At 65.8% G+C, this 19,210-nt stretch carries 20 protein-coding genes and 1 tRNA gene; 15 read left to right on the top strand and 6 right to left on the bottom strand.

Annotated elements, in window-relative coordinates; genetic code table 11:
• Nucleotides 1-67 precede the first annotated feature (67 nt).
• From OM960_RS12240 to OM960_RS12180, 13 genes are all read left to right on the top strand, one after another.
• Nucleotides 68-805 carry a cytochrome c biogenesis CcdA family protein gene (locus tag OM960_RS12240; RefSeq protein WP_263335060.1) on the top strand — a complete coding sequence of 246 codons (738 nt, stop codon included), beginning with the start codon at nt 68-70 and terminating at the stop codon, nt 803-805.
• 19 nt (nt 806-824) lie between these two features.
• Nucleotides 825-1,391: a SoxW family protein gene (locus OM960_RS12235; protein ID WP_264772131.1), complete on the top strand. Its 567-nt coding sequence runs from the start codon at nt 825-827 to the stop codon at nt 1,389-1,391.
• Between the two features lie 116 nt (nt 1,392-1,507).
• A complete protein-coding gene (soxX, locus tag OM960_RS12230) occupies nt 1,508-1,978 on the top strand; it encodes a sulfur oxidation c-type cytochrome SoxX (RefSeq protein WP_263334866.1) in 471 nt (156 codons plus the stop codon).
• Nucleotides 1,979-2,019: 41 nt separating this feature from the next.
• A complete protein-coding gene (gene soxY / locus OM960_RS12225) occupies nt 2,020-2,439 on the top strand; it encodes a thiosulfate oxidation carrier protein SoxY (protein WP_264772130.1) in 420 nt (139 codons plus the stop codon).
• 17 nt (nt 2,440-2,456) lie between these two features.
• Nucleotides 2,457-2,786: a thiosulfate oxidation carrier complex protein SoxZ gene (gene soxZ / locus OM960_RS12220; RefSeq protein ID WP_263334869.1), complete on the top strand. Its 330-nt coding sequence runs from the start codon at nt 2,457-2,459 to the stop codon at nt 2,784-2,786.
• 71 nt (nt 2,787-2,857) lie between these two features.
• Nucleotides 2,858-3,709, top strand: coding sequence for a sulfur oxidation c-type cytochrome SoxA (soxA, locus tag OM960_RS12215; protein WP_263335062.1), 852 nt, complete (start codon nt 2,858-2,860; stop codon nt 3,707-3,709).
• A 117-nt stretch (nt 3,710-3,826) separates the two neighbouring features.
• Complete coding sequence (gene soxB / locus OM960_RS12210) at nt 3,827-5,518, top strand: thiosulfohydrolase SoxB (RefSeq protein WP_264772129.1); 1,692 nt, start codon at nt 3,827-3,829, stop codon at nt 5,516-5,518.
• Nucleotides 5,519-5,552: 34 nt separating this feature from the next.
• Nucleotides 5,553-6,821, top strand: coding sequence for a sulfite dehydrogenase (gene soxC / locus OM960_RS12205; protein ID WP_264772128.1), 1,269 nt, complete (start codon nt 5,553-5,555; stop codon nt 6,819-6,821).
• Complete coding sequence (locus OM960_RS12200; RefSeq protein WP_264772127.1) at nt 6,805-7,896, top strand: c-type cytochrome; 1,092 nt, start codon at nt 6,805-6,807, stop codon at nt 7,894-7,896. Before soxC ends, OM960_RS12200 begins: the two co-directional genes overlap by 17 nt.
• Before the next feature lies 1 nt (nt 7,897).
• Entirely contained in the window at nt 7,898-8,617 is a 720-nt protein-coding gene (locus OM960_RS12195) for a c-type cytochrome (protein ID WP_264772126.1), read from the top strand.
• Between the two features lie 23 nt (nt 8,618-8,640).
• Complete coding sequence (locus OM960_RS12190; RefSeq protein ID WP_264772125.1) at nt 8,641-9,906, top strand: NAD(P)/FAD-dependent oxidoreductase; 1,266 nt, start codon at nt 8,641-8,643, stop codon at nt 9,904-9,906.
• Nucleotides 9,907-9,944: 38 nt separating this feature from the next.
• A complete protein-coding gene (locus tag OM960_RS12185) occupies nt 9,945-10,376 on the top strand; it encodes a DUF302 domain-containing protein (RefSeq protein ID WP_264772201.1) in 432 nt (143 codons plus the stop codon).
• Nucleotides 10,377-10,452: 76 nt separating this feature from the next.
• Nucleotides 10,453-11,514 carry a YeeE/YedE family protein gene (locus OM960_RS12180; RefSeq protein WP_264772124.1) on the top strand — a complete coding sequence of 354 codons (1,062 nt, stop codon included), beginning with the start codon at nt 10,453-10,455 and terminating at the stop codon, nt 11,512-11,514.
• 41 nt (nt 11,515-11,555) lie between these two features.
• Here the strand turns inward: OM960_RS12180 and OM960_RS12175 are convergent, their stop codons facing one another.
• The 4 genes from OM960_RS12175 to OM960_RS12160 all read right to left on the bottom strand — a co-directional run bounded on the left by OM960_RS12175 (nt 11,556) and on the right by OM960_RS12160 (nt 15,256).
• Complete coding sequence (locus OM960_RS12175) at nt 11,556-11,804, bottom strand: hypothetical protein (RefSeq protein WP_264772123.1); 249 nt, start codon at nt 11,802-11,804, stop codon at nt 11,556-11,558.
• A 73-nt stretch (nt 11,805-11,877) separates the two neighbouring features.
• Nucleotides 11,878-13,311, bottom strand: a complete 1,434-nt coding sequence (locus OM960_RS12170) for an ABC transporter permease subunit (protein ID WP_264772122.1) — start codon at nt 13,309-13,311, stop codon at nt 11,878-11,880.
• The gene (locus OM960_RS12165) at nt 13,308-14,219 is read right to left on the bottom strand and encodes an ABC transporter permease (RefSeq protein ID WP_264772121.1); all 912 of its coding nucleotides are present in this window, start codon (nt 14,217-14,219) and stop codon (nt 13,308-13,310) included. Before OM960_RS12165 ends, OM960_RS12170 begins: the two co-directional genes overlap by 4 nt.
• Nucleotides 14,216-15,256 (bottom strand): ABC transporter ATP-binding protein, encoded by a 1,041-nt coding sequence (locus OM960_RS12160; RefSeq protein ID WP_263335065.1) that lies wholly within the window; start codon nt 15,254-15,256, stop codon nt 14,216-14,218. The genes OM960_RS12165 and OM960_RS12160 overlap by 4 nt, the downstream gene beginning before the upstream one ends.
• Nucleotides 15,257-15,503: 247 nt before the next feature.
• Between OM960_RS12160 and OM960_RS12155 the strand changes: the two genes are divergently transcribed.
• Nucleotides 15,504-15,965 (top strand): GNAT family N-acetyltransferase, encoded by a 462-nt coding sequence (locus OM960_RS12155; RefSeq protein WP_411709789.1) that lies wholly within the window; start codon nt 15,504-15,506, stop codon nt 15,963-15,965.
• A gap of 10 nt (nt 15,966-15,975) precedes the next feature.
• Here OM960_RS12155 and OM960_RS12150 read toward each other — a convergent pair whose 3' ends face one another.
• Nucleotides 15,976-16,647, bottom strand: a complete 672-nt coding sequence (locus OM960_RS12150; protein ID WP_264772120.1) for a DNA-3-methyladenine glycosylase I — start codon at nt 16,645-16,647, stop codon at nt 15,976-15,978.
• A gap of 109 nt (nt 16,648-16,756) precedes the next feature.
• On the opposite strand from OM960_RS12150, the gene OM960_RS12145 reads away from it, so the two are divergent.
• Nucleotides 16,757-16,833 (top strand) — tRNA-Arg (locus OM960_RS12145).
• 211 nt (nt 16,834-17,044) lie between these two features.
• Here OM960_RS12145 and OM960_RS12140 read toward each other — a convergent pair.
• Nucleotides 17,045-18,766 (bottom strand): TniQ family protein, encoded by a 1,722-nt coding sequence (locus OM960_RS12140; protein ID WP_354003561.1) that lies wholly within the window; start codon nt 18,764-18,766, stop codon nt 17,045-17,047.
• Nucleotides 18,767-19,210: the final 444 nt, after the last annotated feature.

Raw genomic sequence — 19,210 nt, 5'->3', positions numbered from 1 at the left:
GCCTGCATTATTACATATAAATATCGTAATATGTTTTTGCACGACCGGCAAGGCGAGGTGTTCGGTGCTGCTCGATCCCACAATTGGCGGCGCGATTCTGGCCGGGCTGCTGTCGTTCCTGTCGCCCTGCATCCTGCCGATGGTGCCGTTCTACCTGTGCTACATGGCCGGCATCTCGATGGCGGAGCTGCGGTCGGACGCGTCGGTGGCGCCGGGCGCGCAGCGGCGTCTGGTCCTGTCGGCGGTCTTCTTCGCGCTCGGCGTGACCTCGATCTTCGTGCTCCTCGGCATGGGGGCCACCGCGATCGGCAATGCCTTCCGGCAGTGGATGGAGCCCCTGTCCTGGGTTGCCGCCGTGGTACTTCTGGTCTTCGGGCTGCACTTTCTCGGGATCCTGCGGATCCCGTTCCTGTACCGCGAAGCGCGGATCGAGGCGAAGGTGGCGCCGACGACCATCGCCGGAGCCTATGTCATGGGCCTCGCCTTCGGCTTCGGCTGGACGCCCTGCGTCGGACCGGCGCTCGCGGCGATCCTGATGGTCGCGTCCAGCCTCGACACGATCTGGCGCGGGGCGATGCTGCTCATGGTCTACGGGCTGGCAATGACCGCGCCGTTCGTGCTGGCCGCCGTCTTCGCCAAGCCGTTCCTGAGCTGGATAGGCCGATACCGGAAATACCTTGGCCATGTGGAAAAGGTCATGGGTCTCATGCTGATCGTCTTCGCGGCGCTGATCGCGACCGGGTCGGTCAATGCGATCGCCCAGTTCATGATCGAGCACATGCCCTGGACCATGAACTTCGTTTGACCCTGCAAGGGAGGAAGCCATGAAGACCATCATCCACGCGATCGCCATTCTCGCCGCGCTCGCGACGCCTGCGCTGGGCGTCGAGCTCGGCGATGACGGCCTGCACAAGCCCAACTGGCTGCGCGACACGTTCAAGGACCTGCGCGAGGATCTGGCCGAGGCGAATGCCGAGGGAAAGCGCCTGATGGTCATCATCGAGCAGCGCGGCTGCATCTACTGCACCCGCATGCACGAGGAGATCTTCCCCGACCCCGAGATCGACGCGCTGATCCGCGACAACTACTTCGTCGTGCAGATGAACCTTTTCGGCGATGTCGAGGTCATTGATTTTGACGGAACGGTGCTGCCGGAAAAGGAGATGGCCGTGCGTTGGGGGGTGGTGTTCACCCCGACGATGATCTTCTTCCCCGAGGAGGTTCCCGAAGGGTTGACGGCCGCGCAGGCTTCGGTCTTCACCGTGCCGGGCGCGTTCGAAAGAGGGACCACCTCGGCACTCTTTACCTGGGTTCGCGACCACGGTTACGAAACAGGTGAGCATTTCCAGCACTTCGTGGCGGAACGCGCGAACGCGGGCGGTTCGAACTGACTGTCTGCCTCTCGAAGCTAGAATACATTCTCACATTCACGTAGTTGAATTTTTTGTTGCGTGCGACAGTTTGCCTCGGGTACGCTCTGAGTCGGAGGAAATCAGGGAGGACTTCGATGAAGCGCCAGATTGTTCTTGGCCTTGCCTTGTCGGCGCTCGCGGCCCCGGCGATGGGCGCGACGGCGCCGTCGGCGGTGTCGTTCGCGGAAGGCGCGGTGGCCGGGTCCCTGACCGGGACGGCGGGCAACCCGGAAGAGGGGATGAAGGTGATTTCGGATCGCGGGCTTGGCAACTGCGTTGCCTGTCATGTGATCTCGGCGATGCCGGACGTCGCTTTCCAGGGCAATGTCGGACCGACCCTCGACGGGGCCGCCGACCGCTGGAGCGAGCAACAGCTCAGGGGCATCGTCGCCGATGCCAAGAAGACCTTCGACGGCACGATCATGCCGTCCTTCTACAAGAACGAGGGCTACATTCGCCCCGGCGACGCCTTCACCGGAAAGGCGGCCGAGGGTGAACTGGCGCCGCTGCTGACGGCGCAGCAGATCGAGGACGTGGTGGCCTATCTCCTGACGCTCAAGGAATGAGCGGGCGGGGACGGACGGATCGAATAAGAAGGAAGCAAGCGATGCAACTATCCAGACGAAACGCGATGGCGATCGGCCTCGGCGGCGTCGCCCTTGCCATCCTGCCGCGGCAGGTGCGCGCGGCGACGGTCGAGGAGCTCACGGCGGCCTTCGCAGGCGGCGCCGCGGTCGGGACCGGCGGGCTCACCCTGACGGCGCCGGAGATCGCGGAAAACGGCAACACGGTGCCGATCTCGGTATCCGCACCGGGGGCGGCGGCGATCATGCTCATCGCCACGGGGAACCCGACGCCCGCTGTCGGCACGTTCAACTTCGGCCCGGCGGCCGGGTCGCAGGCGGTTTCCACGCGAATTCGCTTGGCCAAGACCCAGGACGTGATCGCCATGGCGAAGATGGCTGACGGCAGTGTCGTGCAGGCTCAGGCTACGGTCAAAGTCACCATCGGCGGCTGCGGCGGCTGAGGCAAGGGAGCAAGGAAATGGCAAAAGACGTCAAACCCCGCGTGAAGGTTCCGAGCTCGGCCGCTGCCGGCGACGTGGTGACCATCAAGACGCTGATCAGCCACCCGATGGAGTCGGGCCAGCGCAAGGACAAGGACGGGAGCCTCATCCCGCGCTCGATCATCAATCGCTTCACCTGCGACTTCAACGGCCAGAACGTCATCGACGTGACGCTGGAGCCGGCGATCTCGACCAACCCCTACTTCGAGTTCGACGCCAAGGTCGATGCGGCCGGAGAGTTCAAGTTCACCTGGTACGACGATGACGGCTCCGTCTACGAAGAAACCAAGGCGATCGAGGTCGCCTGACGCGTTGGGCAAGGATGGCGCCGCCGCCGGCCCCGCCGGCGGGCGCCTCTCAGGGAGGAAAACGGATGAAGATGAGAATACTCGCCGGCACCTGCGCCCTCGCGGCTTTTGCGCTCTCGGGCCTCTCGGCGGTGGCGGATCCCGCAGATGACACGCTGGTCGTCAACGGCGAGATCCAGATGATCACCCATACCGACAAGGCGCCGGACTATATCGACGGTCTGAGTGAGCAGTACTCGGGCTGGCACTTCCGCGAGGCCGACACCCGCGTGATGCAGGCCGACGACTTCGACAATCCTGGCATGCTCGGCGTCGAGGCCGCGACCGAGGTCTGGAACGCGGTCGACGGAAGCGAGGGCAAGGCCTGCGCGTCCTGCCACGAAGCGCCCGAAAGCATGGCGGGCGTGCGGACCCAGATGCCGAGTTTCAACGAGGCCAAGGGCGAGATGTACACGATGGAGATGTACATCAACGAATGCCGGGCCGAGCGCATGGGGGCCGAGGCCTGGGACTGGGACAGCTCCGACATGGTCAACATGACGGCGCTGATCTCCTCGGTCTCGCGCGGGATGCCGATGAACGTGGCCGTCGACGGGCCCGCCCAGTCCTACTGGGAGAAGGGCAAGGAGATGTACTACACCCGCTATGGCCAGCTCGAACTCGCCTGTTCGAACTGCCACGAGGACAATTACGGCAACTTCATCCGCGCCGACCACCTGAGCCAGGGCCAGATCAACGGCTTCCCGGTCTACCGGCTGAAGGACGCCAAACTCTCGTCGATCCACAACCGCTTCAAGGGCTGCATCCGCGACACGCGGGGCGAGACCTTCAAGCCGGGCTCGCCCGAGCTCATCGCGCTGGAGCTTTACGTCGCCTCGCGCGGCAACGGGCTGTCGGTCGAGGGGCCGTCGGTACGCAACTAGTGACTGCGGCCGGGCGGCATATCGCCCGGCCGTTGCATCCGCTCAATGAAAGACGAGGCAGGGCAGCCCGCGCTTTGGCGCGCGGGCGGGCCTTTGCTCAAGGATAAGGACGTAGAGATGATCTCGCGGCGGGACTTTCTTCAGGCGACGGTGGCTGCCTCGGCGCTCTGGGGCGCGTCGGGCGTCGGCAACTGGGCGCGGCTCGCCGCGCAGCAGCGGCTCACGCAGGCCCAGCTTCTGGAGTTCGAGGATTACGGCAACGTGACCCTCATCCACATCACCGACATCCATGCCCAGATGAAACCACTCTGGTTCCGCGAGCCGGAGATCAACATCGGCGTCGGCGACAACCGGGGTGTGCCGCCGCATGTCACGGGTGCCGACTTCCTGAAAATGTTCGACATCGAAACCGGCAGTCCCCATGCCTATGCGCTGACCTACCAGGATTTCGAGGCGTTGGCGAAGGCCTACGGCCGGATGGGCGGGCTCGACCGCTGCGCGACCGTGATCAAGGCGATCCGTGCGGCGCGACCCGATGCGCTGCTGCTGGATGGCGGCGACACGTGGCAGGGCTCGCTCACCGCGCAGCGCACGCTTGGTCAGGACATGGTCAACGTGATGAACGCGCTGAAGCCCGATGCGATGACCTCGCACTGGGAGTTCACGCTCGGCATCGACCGGGTGACCGAGATCGTCGAGGGGCTCGCCTTCCCCTTCCTCGGCGCCAACATCTTCGACGCCGAATGGAACGAGCCGGCCTACGAGCCCTACAAGATGTTCGAGGTGGGCGGTGCGCAGGTCGCGGTGATCGGCCAGGCTTTCCCCTACCTGCCCATCGCCAACCCGAAATGGATGTTCCCCGGCCTTTCCTTCGGTGTGCGCGAGGAGCGCATGGCCGAGGTAGTGGCAGAGGTCCGCGACGCCGGCGCCGATCTGGTCGTGGTGCTTTCCCACAACGGTTTCGACGTCGACCGCAAGATGGCCGGCAATGTCGAGGGGATCGACGTGATCCTCACCGGCCATACCCATGACGCTCTGCCCGAGCCGGTGATGGTGGGCAAGACGCTGCTGATCGCCTCCGGCTCGAACGGCAAGTTCATCAGCCGTGTCGATCTCGACGTCCAGAACGGTCAGATGATGGGCTTCAAGCACAAGCTGATCCCGATCTTCTCGGACGTGATCACCCCTGACGCCGAGGTCGCCGCGCTGATCGACGCCGAGCGCGAGCCCTTCAAGGCGGAGCTTGAGGAGGTCATCGGCACGACCGACAGCCTCCTCTACCGGCGTGGCAACTTCAACGGCACCTGGGACGACCTGATCTGCAACGCGCTGATCGACGAGCATCAGGCCGACATCGCACTGTCGCCGGGCTTCCGCTGGGGGCCGTCGCTCCTGCCCGGCGAGCCGATCACCCGCGAGGATCTGCATAACGCGACCGCGATGAACTACCCGGCCGCCTACCGCACGGAAATGACCGGCGAGACGCTCCACACGATCCTCGAGGACGTGGCCGACAACCTCTTCAACCCCGACCCCTATTACCAGCAGGGCGGCGACATGGTCCGCGTCGGCGGCATGGGCTACCGCATCGACGTGACCAAGCCGCAAGGTTCCCGCATCACCGAGATGACGATGCTCAAGTCCGGCGAGGCGGTCGATCCGGCAAAGACCTATGCCGTCGCCGGTTGGGCCAGCGTCAACGAGGGCACCGAAGGCCCGGCGATCTGGGATCTCGTCGAGGCGTGGATCAAGAAGCAGGGCACCGTGTCGATCGATCCCAACACCTCCGTGCAGGTCGCGGGGGCATGAGATGAGCAAGAAGACCACGAGACAGGAGGTTTCAATGTCTGGAACCGACGAGACAGGCACCAGCCGCCGCGCCTTCCTCGGCGCCGGGCTTGCCGCCGGCGGCGCCGTCGCGACCACGGGGCTGGCCCGCGCGCAAGATGCCGACCCTCTGATCACCGAGGTGCAGGACTGGGCCTCCGCCTTCGGCGATCCAGTCGACGCGACGCCCTACGGAATGCCGATTCACTACGAATCCCACGTCGTCCGGCGCAATGTCGAATGGCTGACGGAAAGCCCGGTCTCCTCGATCAATTTCACGCCGATTCATGCTCTTGAAGGCACGATCACCCCGCAGGGCTGTGCCTTCGAACGCCACCACTCCGGAGCGATCGAACTGGCGAAGCAGGATTACCGGCTGATGATCTCGGGCCTCGTCGAGAGGCCGCTGGTCTTCACCTACGAGGATCTGACGCGGTTCCCTCGGACGATCACCACGGCCTTCTGCGAATGCGCGGCCAATGGCGGCATGGAATGGGGGGGCGCGCAGCTTGAAGGCTGCCAGTTCACCCAAGGCATGATCCACAACATGGAATATACCGGCGTGCCGCTGCGGCTGCTGCTGGAGGAAGCCGGGGTGAAGCCCGAGGGCAAGTGGGTCTATGCCGAGGGCGCCGATGCCTCCTCGAACGGTCGCTCGATGCCTCTGGAAAAGGCGATGGACGATGTGCTCGTGGCCTTCTTCGCCAATGGCGAGGCCCTTCGGAAGGAACACGGCTACCCGGTCCGGCTGGTCGTGCCGGGGTTCGAAGGCAACATGTGGGTCAAGTGGCTGCGCCGCATCGGGGTCTATGATCGGGCCGTTGAAAGCCGCGAGGAGACCTCGAAATACACCGACCTGATGCCCGACGGCCGGGCGCGGAAATGGACCTGGGTGATGGATGCGAAGTCGGTCATCACCTCGCCCTCTCCGCAAGCGCCGATCCGTCATGGCAAGGGGCCTCTGGTGATCACCGGCCTCGCCTGGTCCGGTCATGGCAAGGTCGCGCGCGTCGACGTCTCGCTCGACGGCGGCGTGAACTGGGTCGAGGCGCGGCTCACGGGCGACGTGAAATCGAAGGCCCTCACCCGCTTCCACCTCGACCTCGACTGGGACGGATCGGAGATGTTCCTGCAGTCGCGCGCGGTCGACGAGACCGGGTACGTCCAGCCCACCAAGAACCAGCTGCGCGAGATCAGGGGGCTGAACAACGTCTACCACAACAATGGCATCCAGACCTGGTGGGTCCGCGCCGACGGGGAGGTCGAGAATGTCGAAATCGCTTAAGCTTCTCGCCCCCGCGCTGGCGCTTCTGGCCGCACCCGCCTTCGCCGAACCGCTTGGCCTCGGCCGCGCCGCGCTGCCCGAGGAGATCGCGGCCTGGGATGTCGCGGTCCTGCCCGACGGCACCGGCCTGCCGGACGGCTCGGGCGATGTCTTCACCGGCGACGAAGTGTTTGCCGAGAAATGCGCCTCCTGTCACGGCGACTTCGCGGAAGGCATCGACAACTGGCCGGTGCTGGCCGGCGGACAGGGGTCGCTGACGAACCGCCGCCCGGTCAAGACGATCGGGTCATACTGGCCGCATCTCTCGACCGTCTGGGACTATATCCACCGCTCGATGCCCTTCGGCGCGGCCCAGACCGTCACAGCGGACGAGACCTATGCGATCACCGCCTTTCTGCTCTATTCGAACGGGATCGTGGAGGACGATTTCGAGCTGTCGCAAACGAACTTCAAGGACATCGTCCTGCCCAACGCCGAGGGGTTCTACCCCGACGACCGGCCCGGGACGGAGTACCCGCACTTTTCCGTCGCGCCCTGCATGCAAGGTTGCCGGGAGCCGGTGAAGGTCACCAAGCGCGCGGTCGAGCTGAAAGTCACGCCGACGGATCCGGACGGCAAGCCCGCGGGCACGCTTCCGGACCTGCGTGTCGGGGCAGCTGCGGGACAAGCCGCCACGGAGGAAACCGCGGCCGAAACCGAACAGCCCGACCCGGAGCCTGCCGTCGAGGCCACCGCCGAGACCGCCGCCGCCGATCCGGCGCTGATCGAGGAGGGCGCGAAGGTCTTCAAGAAATGCCAAGCCTGCCACAAGGTGGGCGAAGGTGCCAAGAACGCCACCGGCCCGGCGCTGAACGGCATCGTCGATGGCGCAGCCGGCAGCGTCGAGGGCTTTCGTTACTCCAAGCCCATGCAGGCCGCCGCGGAAGGCGGACTGGTCTGGAGCCATGAGGCGCTTGCCGAGTTCCTTGCCGACCCCAAGGGCTACATGAAGGGGACCAAGATGTCCTTCGCTGGCCTGAAGAAGCCCGAAGAGATCGAGGCGGTTATCGCGTATCTCGCCTCGGTCGGTGGGTGAGATGGCCGGGCGGGGCGCGACATGCCTCGCCCTTTGCCTAGCGCTCGCCGGGGCGCCGGGCACGACCGCTCTGCGCGCGGCCGAGATTGGCGATGCCGAACGCGGGGCCGAGATCTTCGGCGAGTGCTCTGGCTGCCACGAGATCGGGCCGGAGGCTGAGAACGCCATAGGTCCCAAGCTCAACGGCGTCTTCGGCAGACGCGCTGCCGCCGTCGACGGGTTCGCTTATTCGAAAAGCCTGACCCGCGCCGGGCGGGACGGCCTCATCTGGACGCTCAAGACCCTCGACGCCTATGTCGCGAACCCGCGCACGTTCGCCTCGGGGACGCGCATGTCCTATCCTGGCCTGAAGGACGAGACCGACCGCGCCGACCTCCTCGCTTTCCTGCGCGATTACTCCGACCGCCCGCGCGACATCCCCGAGGCGGAGCCGACCGCGCGCCGCAGCCTGCCCGAACTGCCGCCGGACATCCTCGCCTTGAAGGGCGATCCGGCCTACGGCGAATACCTCGCGGGCGAATGCCAGACCTGTCACCGCGCCGATGGAGGGGATGCCGGCATCCCCTCCATCACGCGCTGGCCCGAGGAGGATTTCGTGCTGGCAATGCACGCCTACAAGCAGAAGCTGAGGCCGCACCCGGTCATGCAGATGATGGCCGGGCGCCTTGCCGAGGAAGAGATCGCGGCGCTCGCCGCCTATTTCGCAACCTTGACGGAGTGATTTCAGTAACGGGAGGAATGACGATGACGATGCAGAGACGCCAATTTCTTGGCACGATGGCGGCGGCCGGTGCGGTGCTCGGGGCACCCGCCGTCTTCGGGCAGGCGAAGCCTCGCGTGGTCGTCATCGGCGGCGGCGCGGGCGGGGCCACCTGCGCGCGCTACATCGCGAGGGATTCCGAGGGCGCGATCGACGTGATCCTCGTCGAGCCCAGCGAAGTCTACTACACCTGCTTCTTCTCCAACCTCTACCTCGGCGGCTTCCGCGACTTCGAGAGCCTCGGCCACCGCTACGACAAGCTCGCCTCCGACCATGGCATCACGCTTGCCCGCGACATGGCGGCGGGTGTCGACCGAGACGCCGGAACCGTGACGCTGGCGGGCGGCGAGATGCTTTTCTACGACCGGCTGGTCATCGCGCCGGGGATCGACTTCGCCGATGGTTCGGTGCCGGGCTGGGATCTTTCCAAGGCCGAGATCATGCCGCATGCCTACAAGGCCGGACCCCAGACCCAGCTCCTGAAGGCGCAGGTGGAGGCGATGCCCGAGGGCGGCACCTTCTGCATGATCGCGCCGCCCAATCCCTACCGCTGCCCGCCGGGACCCTATGAGCGGATTTCGATGGTCGCGCATCTCCTCACGCAGGCGAACCCCTCGGCGAAGATCCTCCTCGTCGATCCCAAGGAGAAATACTCGAAACAGGGGCTCTTCGAGGAGGGCTGGCAGCGGCATTACTCGGGGATGATCACCCGCATCGGCCCGGATTTCGGCGGCGACAAGGTCGAGGTGCGCCCCGAGGCCATGGAGGTGGTGATCGACGGCGAGGTCGAGCGCGTCGATGTCTGCAACGTGATCCCCGGCCAGCGCGCCGGTGCCATCGCCGAGGCGGCGGGCGTGACGGATGATACCGGCTGGGTGCCGGTCAATCCGCATTCCATGGCCAGCCGCGCCGACCCGAAGGTCTTCGTTCTGGGCGACGCATCGGCGCAGGGCGACATGCCGAAATCCGGTTTCGCCGCCAACAGCCAGGCCAAGGTCGCCGCGATGGTGATCCGGGCCGAGCTTTCGGGTTCGAAGGCGTTTCCGGCGAAGTATTCCAACACCTGCTGGTCGCTCATCGCCACCGATGACGGCGTGAAGGTCGGCGCCTCCTACGAGGCCACGGACGAGAAGATCGCGAGTGTCGACAGCTTCATCAGCCAGACCGGCGAGGACGCAGCACTTCGCAAGGCGACCTACGAGGAGAGCCTCGGATGGTACGCGGGCATCACCGCCGACATCTTCGGCTAGGAAGACCGGTTTCCAAACATGGAGGAACGGACATGCGGATGAGATGGAAAGCGGCGCTCGCCGCACTGGTGGTTTCGGCCGGTGGCGCGGTGGCGCAGGACGCGACAACCTATCCCTTCGACGGCAGCTTCGAGGACGCGACCTTCAGCGTCGAGACCGCGATCGTCGGCAAGGGCCTGGTGATCGACTATGTCAGCCATGTCGGCGACATGCTGAACCGCACCGGCGCGGACGTGGGCAGCGACGTCAAGATCTTCGACGCGGCCGACATCTTCCTCTTCTGCTCCGCGCAGATCTCGCGGAAGGTGATGGAGGCCGACCCGATGAACATCGCGCATTGCCCGTACGGCATCTTCGTGACCGACCGCGAGGGCGCGGTGTCGATCGGGTATCGCAACCAGCCCGACGGCCCGATGCAGGAGGTGCAGACGCTCCTCGATTCCATCGCGCGGGAAGCCGCCGGCCAGTAGCGCAAGGGGGTTGATGCAGACCATGCCGCGCCGCTTGCGCCCGCGCTGGAGGCAGGCTGATGGGTAAGGAGAAGCCATGCTCGAGGCGCTGATCGACCGGCTGGGCGAGCCGGTCGTGCTGTTCGGTTTCGGTCTCATCATCGGCGCGGTGTTCGGCGCGGCGGCACAGCATTCGCGCTTCTGCCTGCGTGGCGCCACGCTCGAAGTGGGGGCGTTCAGCATCGGGCCGCGGATGCTCGTCTGGATCATCGTCTTCGCGACGGCCGTATCGGTCACGCAGGGCGCCGTCGGCCTCGGCCTCCTCGACGTGTCGGCGGCCCGCCAGCTCGCCGCGACCGGCAGCCTGTCCGGCGCGATCATCGGCGGGCTGATGTTCGGCGCGGGCATGATCCTCGCGCGCGGATGCGTGAGCCGGCTGCTCGTTCTCTCGGCCACCGGGAACCTGCGCGCGATCATGACCGGTCTCGTCGTCACGCTCGTGGCGCAGGCAAGCCTTCGCGGCGCCCTGTCGCCGGCGCGGGAAATGCTGGCGCGGCTCTGGACGGTCGAGGGCGGCGCGGGCCGCAGCCTGGGGGAACGGCTCGGCATCGGCTCCGGTGCGGCCGGCGCGGTCTCCGCGATCGTCCTCCTCGCCGCGCTCGTCATGGCCTTCCGTCGCGCGTCGGCACCGAGCCATGTCGTCGCCGCGCTCTTCGTCGGCCTCGCGGTCGCGGCGGGCTGGATCGCGACGGCAAGCCTCGCGGCGGTGTCGCTCGAGATCGTGCCGGTCTCCAGCATCACCTTCACCGGTCCGTCGGCCGATACGCTGATGGGGCTCGTGAACGAACGCTACCTGCCGCTCAGTTTCGCCGTGGGCCTCGTGCCCGGCGTCTTCGCCGGGTCGCTGGCCATGTCGCTGGCCACGCGCGAGTTCGGCGTCGTTCGCTTCGGCCCCGATGCCCCGATGGAGCGCTACCTGATCGGCGCCGTGCTCATGGGCTTCGGCAGCATGCTCGCCGGCGGCTGCGCCGTCGGAGCGGCGGTATCGGGAGGCGCGCTCCTGTCGCTCACCGCGTGGGTCGCGGGGGCGTCAATGTGGGTCGGAGCCCTGCTGATGCCACTCTTCATCCCGTCGCTCGCCAAAGAGAGGCCGCGCTAATCGCCAACGGCACACTGGCAGGGGCGCTATGGTCGACAACCTCACGGCGCTCGGCGAATTGCCGTGACCACCGCCATCGTGAGGGCGGATCCAGCGAAACCGGCGATGGCGGGATCGGCCAGATCCCCGACATTCATGAAGTCGAGCGTGTCAAAGACCATGCCGCCGGCGAGCCCGCCGACAAGACCGGCCGCGATGTTGCCGACCGGGCCGAACCCTCTGGCAAACATGCTCGCCAGCCCGCCGACGATCGCGCCGCTGATCAGGCTTACGATGGAATCGACGCTCATCAGGTATTCCATTGGCGGATCTCCCAACCTCAACACGAAACGGGGTCGTCATGCGTTCGACTGTGCGCGAGGGTCATCTGGCAACCCCGGCGCCGGCGGCGTCGTTGCCGCGCCGCCAGCGTCTTGACCGGCGGGACAGCAGCGCGAGCAGGATCAACGCGACCGGAACGCCGATCGCAACCGGCAGCACGCCGGCAGGATTGGAGCTCGTGAAGGGCATGACGGTCAGATGGAGGCCGGGGCTCGACACGGGCAGGCTCGTCGCCTCGGGACCGTCGGGCGTCGGGACGACCGTCAGATAGACCAGGTAGTCGCCTTCCAGGATCGCCTCGACCGTCCATGACTGCTCGACGGACTCGCCCGGTGCGAGCGGGTCAAGAGCCTGGGTCCGCTCGGGAGACCAGTCCTCGGGATCGACCGGATCGCCGATCTGGGTCTTGATGATGTTCATCGCCACGTTCAGCGGCGCCGACGGCCGCGTCCCGGTGTTCACCACCGTCGTGGTGAACTTGACCTCGTCGCCGGCATTGACCGTCTTGTAGGTGAGGTCGATCCCGATCTCGAGCGCCTGCCCCGGGATCCAGTCTTGCGCCGGGGCCGGCGCAGGCGTCAGGAACGACGCCGTCGCCGCGACCAGAACGGATGCCGCCGCACGCCGCGCGCCCTTCCAGAACGGCCGCGGCACACCGCCGTCGAGCCGCATCCGCGGGGCGGCATAGGCGAACAGCACGACGAGAATGACCGCGGCCGATAACAGGGTGGCTACGAGGTAGCCCGACTGCTCCGCGAGGGTGCGGTTGTTGACGAGGAGCTTCTCGATGAACGCGCTGGTGGCTTGCAGGGGATTCAGTTGCTGGATGAAGTAGCCGAGGTCTCCCTTGTGGGCGCCGCCGGGGAACTGGGTCGGAATGAGCAGGATCACATAGATCAGCAGGCAGGCGAGCAGGCTCTTCTTGTTCGACTTCGACCAGATGCTCACCAGCATGCCGAACCCGGTGAATGCCGCGGCCAGGACGGTCCCGAGCAGGGTTCCGATCACGACCGCCTGGCCGAACACCGCGTCCCCGCGTGCCACGGCGGCCATGTAGGGGATCGACAGGATCAGCGCCGCCGGCCAGGGCGAGAGCGCCGCGATGAACTTGCCGAGCACGATCTGGCGGCGGCTCGCCGGGGTGAGGAGCAGGGCCTCGAACGTGGCGCGCTCGCGTTCGCCGCTGATGCTGTCGGCGCCGAGGATCAGGCTGATCAGCACGCCGAAGGAAACGCTGCCCAGCAGGGTCAGATAGACCATCTCGGCCGCGGGGATCGCGCTGATCTGGCTTTCGGTGTTCTGCAGGACCGCCGCGGTCGACATCAGGATGCTGAACAGGATGAGCAGGATCAGCACGCGGCCGCCGATCCAGAGGTCGATCAGCTCCTGCTTGGCGATGATCCACCAGAGCGGGGGAGCGGATGCCGGGTCCGGTCGCGCGGGCTGCCGCGCGGACGCATCGTTCTGAAGATTCATCTGTTCCCCCCCGCTGAGTTGCCAGGTGCCCCGGCACCACCGCCCTGCGCATCCGGTTTCCTGCGCGCCGCCCCCGGTCCGAACCGGAACGGATTCGCCGGCTCCAGGCCGAGGCGCGGTGCCGCGTAGATGAGCAGCACGCCGAGCAGCAGCGCGATGAACACGGCCGGCACCACGAGGTAGATCCACAGCTCGCCCGGCGACTGGTTTTCGACGAGCGTCATTCTCAGGAACCGGCGCGACGCATCCACCGGGTTGACGACCGACAGGATGAAACCCGCGGTCGTGTTCTGGAATTCGGTGGGAAGCTGCGCCGGCAAGAGCGCCAGGACATAAATGAGCAGCGTTGCCGACAGGCTGACCTTGGTCGAGCGTGACCAGATGCTGATCAGCATCCCGAGACCGATGAACGTAATCGCCAGCAGCGTTCCGACGATCGCGCCCCAGAGCAGGATCCGGCCGAGGATCGGATCGCCCTTCGACAACACGATCAGATAGGGCGCGGAGAGGGCCAGCGTCACCGGCCACGGCGACAACGAGGCCAGGAACTTGCCCCAGACGATCTGGCGCCGCGAGACCGGCGTGAGCAGCAGCGCCTCCAGCGTCGCGCGTTCCCGCTCCCCGCTGATGCTCTCGGCGGCGAGGACGAGGCCGGTGAACAGCCCGAAGGTGATTGCGGCAAGCAGCGCGACCAGGACGGATTCGTTCAGCGGCAGCAGCTGTATCTCGTTGTTGGTCGCCACCAGATAGGCGGTGATCGACATCAGCACGCTGAACAGGATCAGCAGGTTGAGCACATGCCCGCCGGCCCAGAGTTCCGTGAGTTCATGGCGGAACACGGTCCAGCCGAGCGAGCTGTCGCGCGTGGCGTGCGCCGTTTCGTCGCCCGCGTTGGAACGGGCGTTCATTCGATTGCCTCGGCGGTCAGTTCGAGGAACACATCCTGCAAGCGGCGGCCTTCGACCTCGAGCCCGATGATCGGGATATCGGCGGCGATGAGCGCCGTGAGGATCGGGTTCATGCCGCGATCCTCCGGACGCGCGTCGGCCCCGTCGGGGTCGGCATGGTCCACCACCAGCCAGCCGGGATCGGTTTCGTTCGGCATCACCCCGGTCACGCCCGGCACCGACAGGAGAACGGTCGCGGCACCGGCCACGGCGTCTTTCGGAACCCGGATGCGCGCGGCCACCCGGTTGTCGAGGGCGCGCTTCGCGCGGCGGGTGACCTCGGCCACGGTGCCCTCCGCCACCACCCGCCCCGCATTCAGGATGACGACGTCGTCGCAGATATTCTCGATCTCCGGCAGGAGGTGGCTCGACAGGACGACGCCGGCGTCGCGCTCGCGCGCGATGCGCCGGATCATCGCCAAGAGTTCCGTCTGGCCGCGCGGATCGAGCCCGAGCGTCGGCTCGTCGAGAAAGACCACGGCGGGATCGTTGACGAGCGCGCGGGCGATCCCCAGCCGCTGGCGCATGCCGTGGCTGAACGTGCCGATCGCCGAGTCGACCCGGTTCTGCATCCCCACATCCTTGAGCAGCGCGAGCCCGACGGTCCGGGCTTCGGCCGCCGAACGCCCGAACAGGCGGCCGAAATAGACCAAATACTCGATCGAGGTGACGCCGTTCGGGAATCCCAGCCCTTCGGGCAGAACGCCGATCTTGCGGCGGATCTTCTTGGGGTCCTTCGAACTGACTCCGGCGACCGAGAAATCACCCGACGTCGGTTCCAGCATCGTCGTCAGTATCCGGATCGTCGTCGTCTTTCCTGCGCCATTCGGGCCGAGAAAGCCCAGCACGCGTCCCGGCTGCAACGAGAACGTCAAGCCGCGAAGGGCCGGTCCCGCACCGTAGGACTTGCAAAGGTTCCTGGCCGTCAGAACCGGGGCACGGGCGCCGGGCAATTCGGACCCGGACGGGTTGGCTTGTGAACGGGTGTCGGGCGCCATCGGCAACAACCTCATCGCAAAGGAAATTTCGGCTGGTTCCGTCAGGCTAACTCAGTGACTGGCGATGCGTCGATATGGTTCTTGGGGGTAACCTGATCGGCTAGGTCGACTCCACTCATTGCCCGATCGATATATACGGCCGGTCAGGGCGCCGGAGGGTCCGAGGGGCGGTCGTTTACCGGCAGTCGATGCCGGGCATTGATTTCCCGCGTGGAATCGTGTGGCGTGGCGGCCGAAAGGAACCGCCATGCCCACGATCCGCCCCGAGAGCCCGTTGACGCCCGACCTCGCCCTGCTGATGGAGCGGCACACCGCCGCCATGCACGCGGAGACGCCGCCTGAAAGCATTCACATGCTTGATGCCGAGGCGCTCGCGGGGCCGGGCATCGACTTCTTCGTCATGCGCGAGGACGGCCGGCCGGTCGGTATGGGGGCGCTGAAGCGGATCGACGCGACCCATGCCGAGATCAAGTCGATGCACGTCCTCGCCGAGCTTCGCGGCCGCGGTCTGGCGCGGGCGATGCTCGACCATCTTGTCGCCTCGGCGCAGGCGGCGGGCTACGGGCGGCTCAGCCTCGAGACCGGCAGCGAGCCTCTCTTCGCTGCGGCGCGCGGGCTCTACGAGCGGGCGGGTTTCGAGGAATGCCCTCCCTTCGATGGCTACCGGCTCGATCCCAATTCGGTCTACATGACGCGGGCACTCGGCTGAGCCCGGAGGGTCAGTCGCCGATGCTCATCGCGAGGACCTGGCTGATCTCGGTCAGGCTGCGGCCGGACTGTGCGCGCCAGCGGTTGAAGGCTTCCTGCACGGCGGCGAGGTCGCGCTTGGACGTCGGCGCCTTGTCGACGATGCCTTCGGCAATCAGCCGGGCGGTCACGTCGGCCGAAAGGATGTAGGCGTCCTTACCCATCAGGCGCAGCACGCGCTGGCCGGTCACGCCGCCGAGCCGGGCGCCGCGCCTCGCCATGAACGCGGTGAGACCGGCCTGGTCCGCGTCCGGCCAGTCGCTGAAGAAACCCGCAGCACTGCCGTGCTCGCGGGCGAGGTCGGTCAGGAAGACGGCATTGGCGATGACGGCAGCGATCTTGGCGCCGTTGCGGACGATGCCGGTGTCGGCGAGCAGCCGGTCCAAGTCCCGATCGCCGTATAGAGCGACCCGAGCGGGATTGAACCCCTCGAAAGCGGTCTCGAATCCGTCCCATTTCGCCTCGATCACCTTCCAGTGGAAACCGGCCTGGAACAGGCATTTGGCCATCGCCGAGAGCCAGCGGTCGTCGGGAACCGCTGCGAGCGCCTCGCGGGGGGCAGGCATGGCGAGCCGCGCTTCGAGGGCGGAAGGGCCGCCCTTCCGGGCAGCTGCAATGGCGAAGATCTCGTCGAAATCACGCATGGGGCGCCTCCGGTCCGCTCGCGTCGGCCGGTCCGGCCCGCGCGCCCGGAATGCTGACCCGACAGGAGCCTTGCACGCAAGGGGCGTGACCCGCTAAAGGGAGCGAAGCGGTCCCGTAGCTCAACTGGATAGAGCAGCTGACTTCTAATCAGCAGGCTGAGGGTTCGAGTCCTTCCGGGATCGCCAATTTTTCCATATTGTTGCCAATGGGTCATAAGTGTGCGCAAAACCGCTGTTTTCCGTGCGCACCACGTCAGGGGCTTTGCGTCTCATCGCCTCGAAATTGCGCTATCACATTGATAAAAAGCAATATTGTTTAAATACCCCAGCCCACATCAGGAAACCATGCAAACGGCGCTTGGTTCTTGACTGTGGCGCCAAAGCGCCTCCGCCAGGCTCACCGGAGCGCGATCTCAGCCTCGCGCCGCAGATAGACTGGTCCGAACTCCTGCCCATCATGCGAAAACCGCGCGACTCGCGCGGCGGCTAGCTTGGCCCCCAAAGAGTTCCGGTGCATCCCGGTCTGGGCGGCCAGTGTCGTCATGGTGACGAAGCGACGGTGGAAAGCCTCGATATCCGCCTGGGTCATTCGATACTGGGGCCGGTTGGTTTTGGGATGGAGCACGCGAAGTGCCGGGGTCTGACCCGCTTCGATCAAGGCGGTGAAGTCTCCATGGTCGCGCAGACCGACGGATCTGCCGAAGGAGGCTGCCGAAACAAAGCCAGGCAGCATTCGTCCGACGTCCGGCCGCGCGCTTAGAACTACCGCCGCCAGCGCATCCACATCGCGCTTGCGAACTACAATACTATGGAACCCTTTGGCCCCTGCCTGTTGGCCCTTGGTGAGCGCCCCTTCCCGGATAGCCTTGAGCAGATCTCCAAGACAGAGCCCGCTCCGATTGCGGGCGAGCAGCAGGGTCTCCCAATTTCCGTCCTCCGCAGAGACCGGCCTGGCGCCCTCCTCCAGGTCCGACATCAACTCTAACCCGTCCGACAGCCGCCACGGGTTCTTGACCTTCGAAGCCCGAACGCGTGGTGCCAGCAATCCGTCCTTTTCCAGGGCGGCCAACTCCTGTCGGGTCGCGCCGATCGCGTCACGCATGGCGATAGGGCCCACAAGAGTCGGGATCTCGGCCAGAAGGGATGCATGGGCCTGAGCGTCGAACAGTTTCCGGGCTGGTGGGCGCCCATCCTGAGCGGAAATGGCCCCGGCCTCGATCAGGAAGTATTCGAGAACCTCCGCACCTACCCCTGTCTCCGCTGCGGCGGTTCGCAACGAATGAAACCGACGCTCAGAGACCTCAGCACCCAGAACAACCTCTCCAGCGGCAATTGGCCAGTGGTCCAGGATGCATTCCCGCAGGATCAGGCGAAAGGCATCGAACGCCCTCTCGCCAAGATATTCTCGAGCCAGACGGGAATAGAGCGGCCCGAAGGACTTCTTCGGTTCAGCGAGAGGACCGCTCGCCGATGCCGCAAGGCGGTCGAGAGCCTCGCGCATTGCGCCTGCCCCCCCGATGGCGGCCTCGAAGCCTGCCGCATGCGAGCGTCCCGAAGCGAAACTGTCGTCCGGATCCTCCTCGCGCAAAAAGCCCTGCCCCAGAAGTCTGCAGACCGTCGTTACCGCAAAGATTGAATGCTCTCCGAACCATGTGTCATCCTCGCCGTCCTGCAGCCTCCGGTCGAGCCAGAGATCATATGTCGAGGGTTCCCGCCCCGGCTGATCGAGGGCTTCGGAGAGGATCTCGGCTTCGACTTCGTGAAGGCGCGCGCCAATATCAAACCGATTTCGCGGGTTTGAAGCTTTCCAGAGAGGGACTAGAGGATGACTGTGGCGGACACAGAGTGTCGCTTCGCGCATCTGCCAGTCCCCGCGCATTACCATGGCCGCACCGACCGGGCCATCCGAAATGGCCGCGTCCTCGCGTAGACAGACAGGACAACCCCGCATCACCGGATTTCTCAGGGCCCGAGAAACGTAAAGCTCACCGCGGAAAGTCATCCGGACGTCACCGCACCGGACCCCGGTCCAGGATAGAAGCTCCTCCATCTGATCTGAGGCCAATCCAGCCCAGGTTGCAAAGGCACCGACAGCATGGGGGCATGCTCGATGAAGCACTTGAATGGAGCGCCCATGTCATAAGCCAAGGCAGGGGAATGCGTCCGCCATGTGGCTGCAAGCCGGGACAGGTACGAATACAAAGTTTCCCGGGGAGCCGGAGGCGGGTTGGAAATTGGCAGGCGGGTCATGGGAAATCGGACAGGATTGGTGAAGAGGATCGGTGCGCCGTCCTGCGCGGATGCCGCGAAGGCAACTCCGGAGAACGCGCATGACAAAAGCAAAGATCGAAGCGAGAGGCCCATTGAACTGACCTTCATGTCTGAAACCACGCCGGTGAACACGCCCGGCAGGCGTGGTTGAATTCTCTATTAGAATCAATAACTAACCCGGATCGTCGTCGCATCAGGCCGGCCCGGAAATCACACGCGGCGAAGCCATGCGCTCGCCTCCGGCAGCGCGCTTGACGAGATGCGTCGCACTTTCCAAGAGCCAGGCGCGGCG

Source organism: Defluviimonas salinarum, from assembly GCF_026013545.1.
GTDB lineage: Bacteria > Pseudomonadota > Alphaproteobacteria > Rhodobacterales > Rhodobacteraceae > Albidovulum > Albidovulum salinarum.
Note: the sequence above shows the minus strand (reverse complement) of the source record. Positions and strands in the feature narration are given on the sequence as shown.

What these genes read in the sequence shown, in the direction of transcription:
- soxY (WP_264772130.1), top strand. Translation starts at nt 2,020, where the DNA reads ATGCAACTATCCAGACGAAACGCGATGGCGATCGGCCTCGGCGGCGTC.
- OM960_RS12190 (WP_264772125.1), top strand. Translation starts at nt 8,641, where the DNA reads ATGACGATGCAGAGACGCCAATTTCTTGGCACGATGGCGGCGGCCGGT.
- OM960_RS12200 (WP_264772127.1), top strand. Translation starts at nt 6,805, where the DNA reads ATGTCGAAATCGCTTAAGCTTCTCGCCCCCGCGCTGGCGCTTCTGGCC.
- OM960_RS12170 (WP_264772122.1), bottom strand. Translation starts at nt 13,311, where the DNA reads ATGAATCTTCAGAACGATGCGTCCGCGCGGCAGCCCGCGCGACCGGAC.
- soxB (WP_264772129.1), top strand. Translation starts at nt 3,827, where the DNA reads ATGATCTCGCGGCGGGACTTTCTTCAGGCGACGGTGGCTGCCTCGGCG.
- OM960_RS12155 (WP_411709789.1), top strand. Translation starts at nt 15,504, where the DNA reads ATGCCCACGATCCGCCCCGAGAGCCCGTTGACGCCCGACCTCGCCCTG.
- soxX (WP_263334866.1), top strand. Translation starts at nt 1,508, where the DNA reads ATGAAGCGCCAGATTGTTCTTGGCCTTGCCTTGTCGGCGCTCGCGGCC.
- OM960_RS12175 (WP_264772123.1), bottom strand. Translation starts at nt 11,804, where the DNA reads ATGAGCGTCGATTCCATCGTAAGCCTGATCAGCGGCGCGATCGTCGGC.
- OM960_RS12165 (WP_264772121.1), bottom strand. Translation starts at nt 14,219, where the DNA reads ATGAACGCCCGTTCCAACGCGGGCGACGAAACGGCGCACGCCACGCGC.
- OM960_RS12235 (WP_264772131.1), top strand. Translation starts at nt 825, where the DNA reads ATGAAGACCATCATCCACGCGATCGCCATTCTCGCCGCGCTCGCGACG.
- soxC (WP_264772128.1), top strand. Translation starts at nt 5,553, where the DNA reads ATGTCTGGAACCGACGAGACAGGCACCAGCCGCCGCGCCTTCCTCGGC.
- OM960_RS12185 (WP_264772201.1), top strand. Translation starts at nt 9,945, where the DNA reads ATGAGATGGAAAGCGGCGCTCGCCGCACTGGTGGTTTCGGCCGGTGGC.
- OM960_RS12150 (WP_264772120.1), bottom strand. Translation starts at nt 16,647, where the DNA reads ATGCGTGATTTCGACGAGATCTTCGCCATTGCAGCTGCCCGGAAGGGC.
- OM960_RS12180 (WP_264772124.1), top strand. Translation starts at nt 10,453, where the DNA reads ATGCTCGAGGCGCTGATCGACCGGCTGGGCGAGCCGGTCGTGCTGTTC.
- soxA (WP_263335062.1), top strand. Translation starts at nt 2,858, where the DNA reads ATGAGAATACTCGCCGGCACCTGCGCCCTCGCGGCTTTTGCGCTCTCG.
- OM960_RS12195 (WP_264772126.1), top strand. Translation starts at nt 7,898, where the DNA reads ATGGCCGGGCGGGGCGCGACATGCCTCGCCCTTTGCCTAGCGCTCGCC.
- OM960_RS12160 (WP_263335065.1), bottom strand. Translation starts at nt 15,256, where the DNA reads ATGGCGCCCGACACCCGTTCACAAGCCAACCCGTCCGGGTCCGAATTG.
- soxZ (WP_263334869.1), top strand. Translation starts at nt 2,457, where the DNA reads ATGGCAAAAGACGTCAAACCCCGCGTGAAGGTTCCGAGCTCGGCCGCT.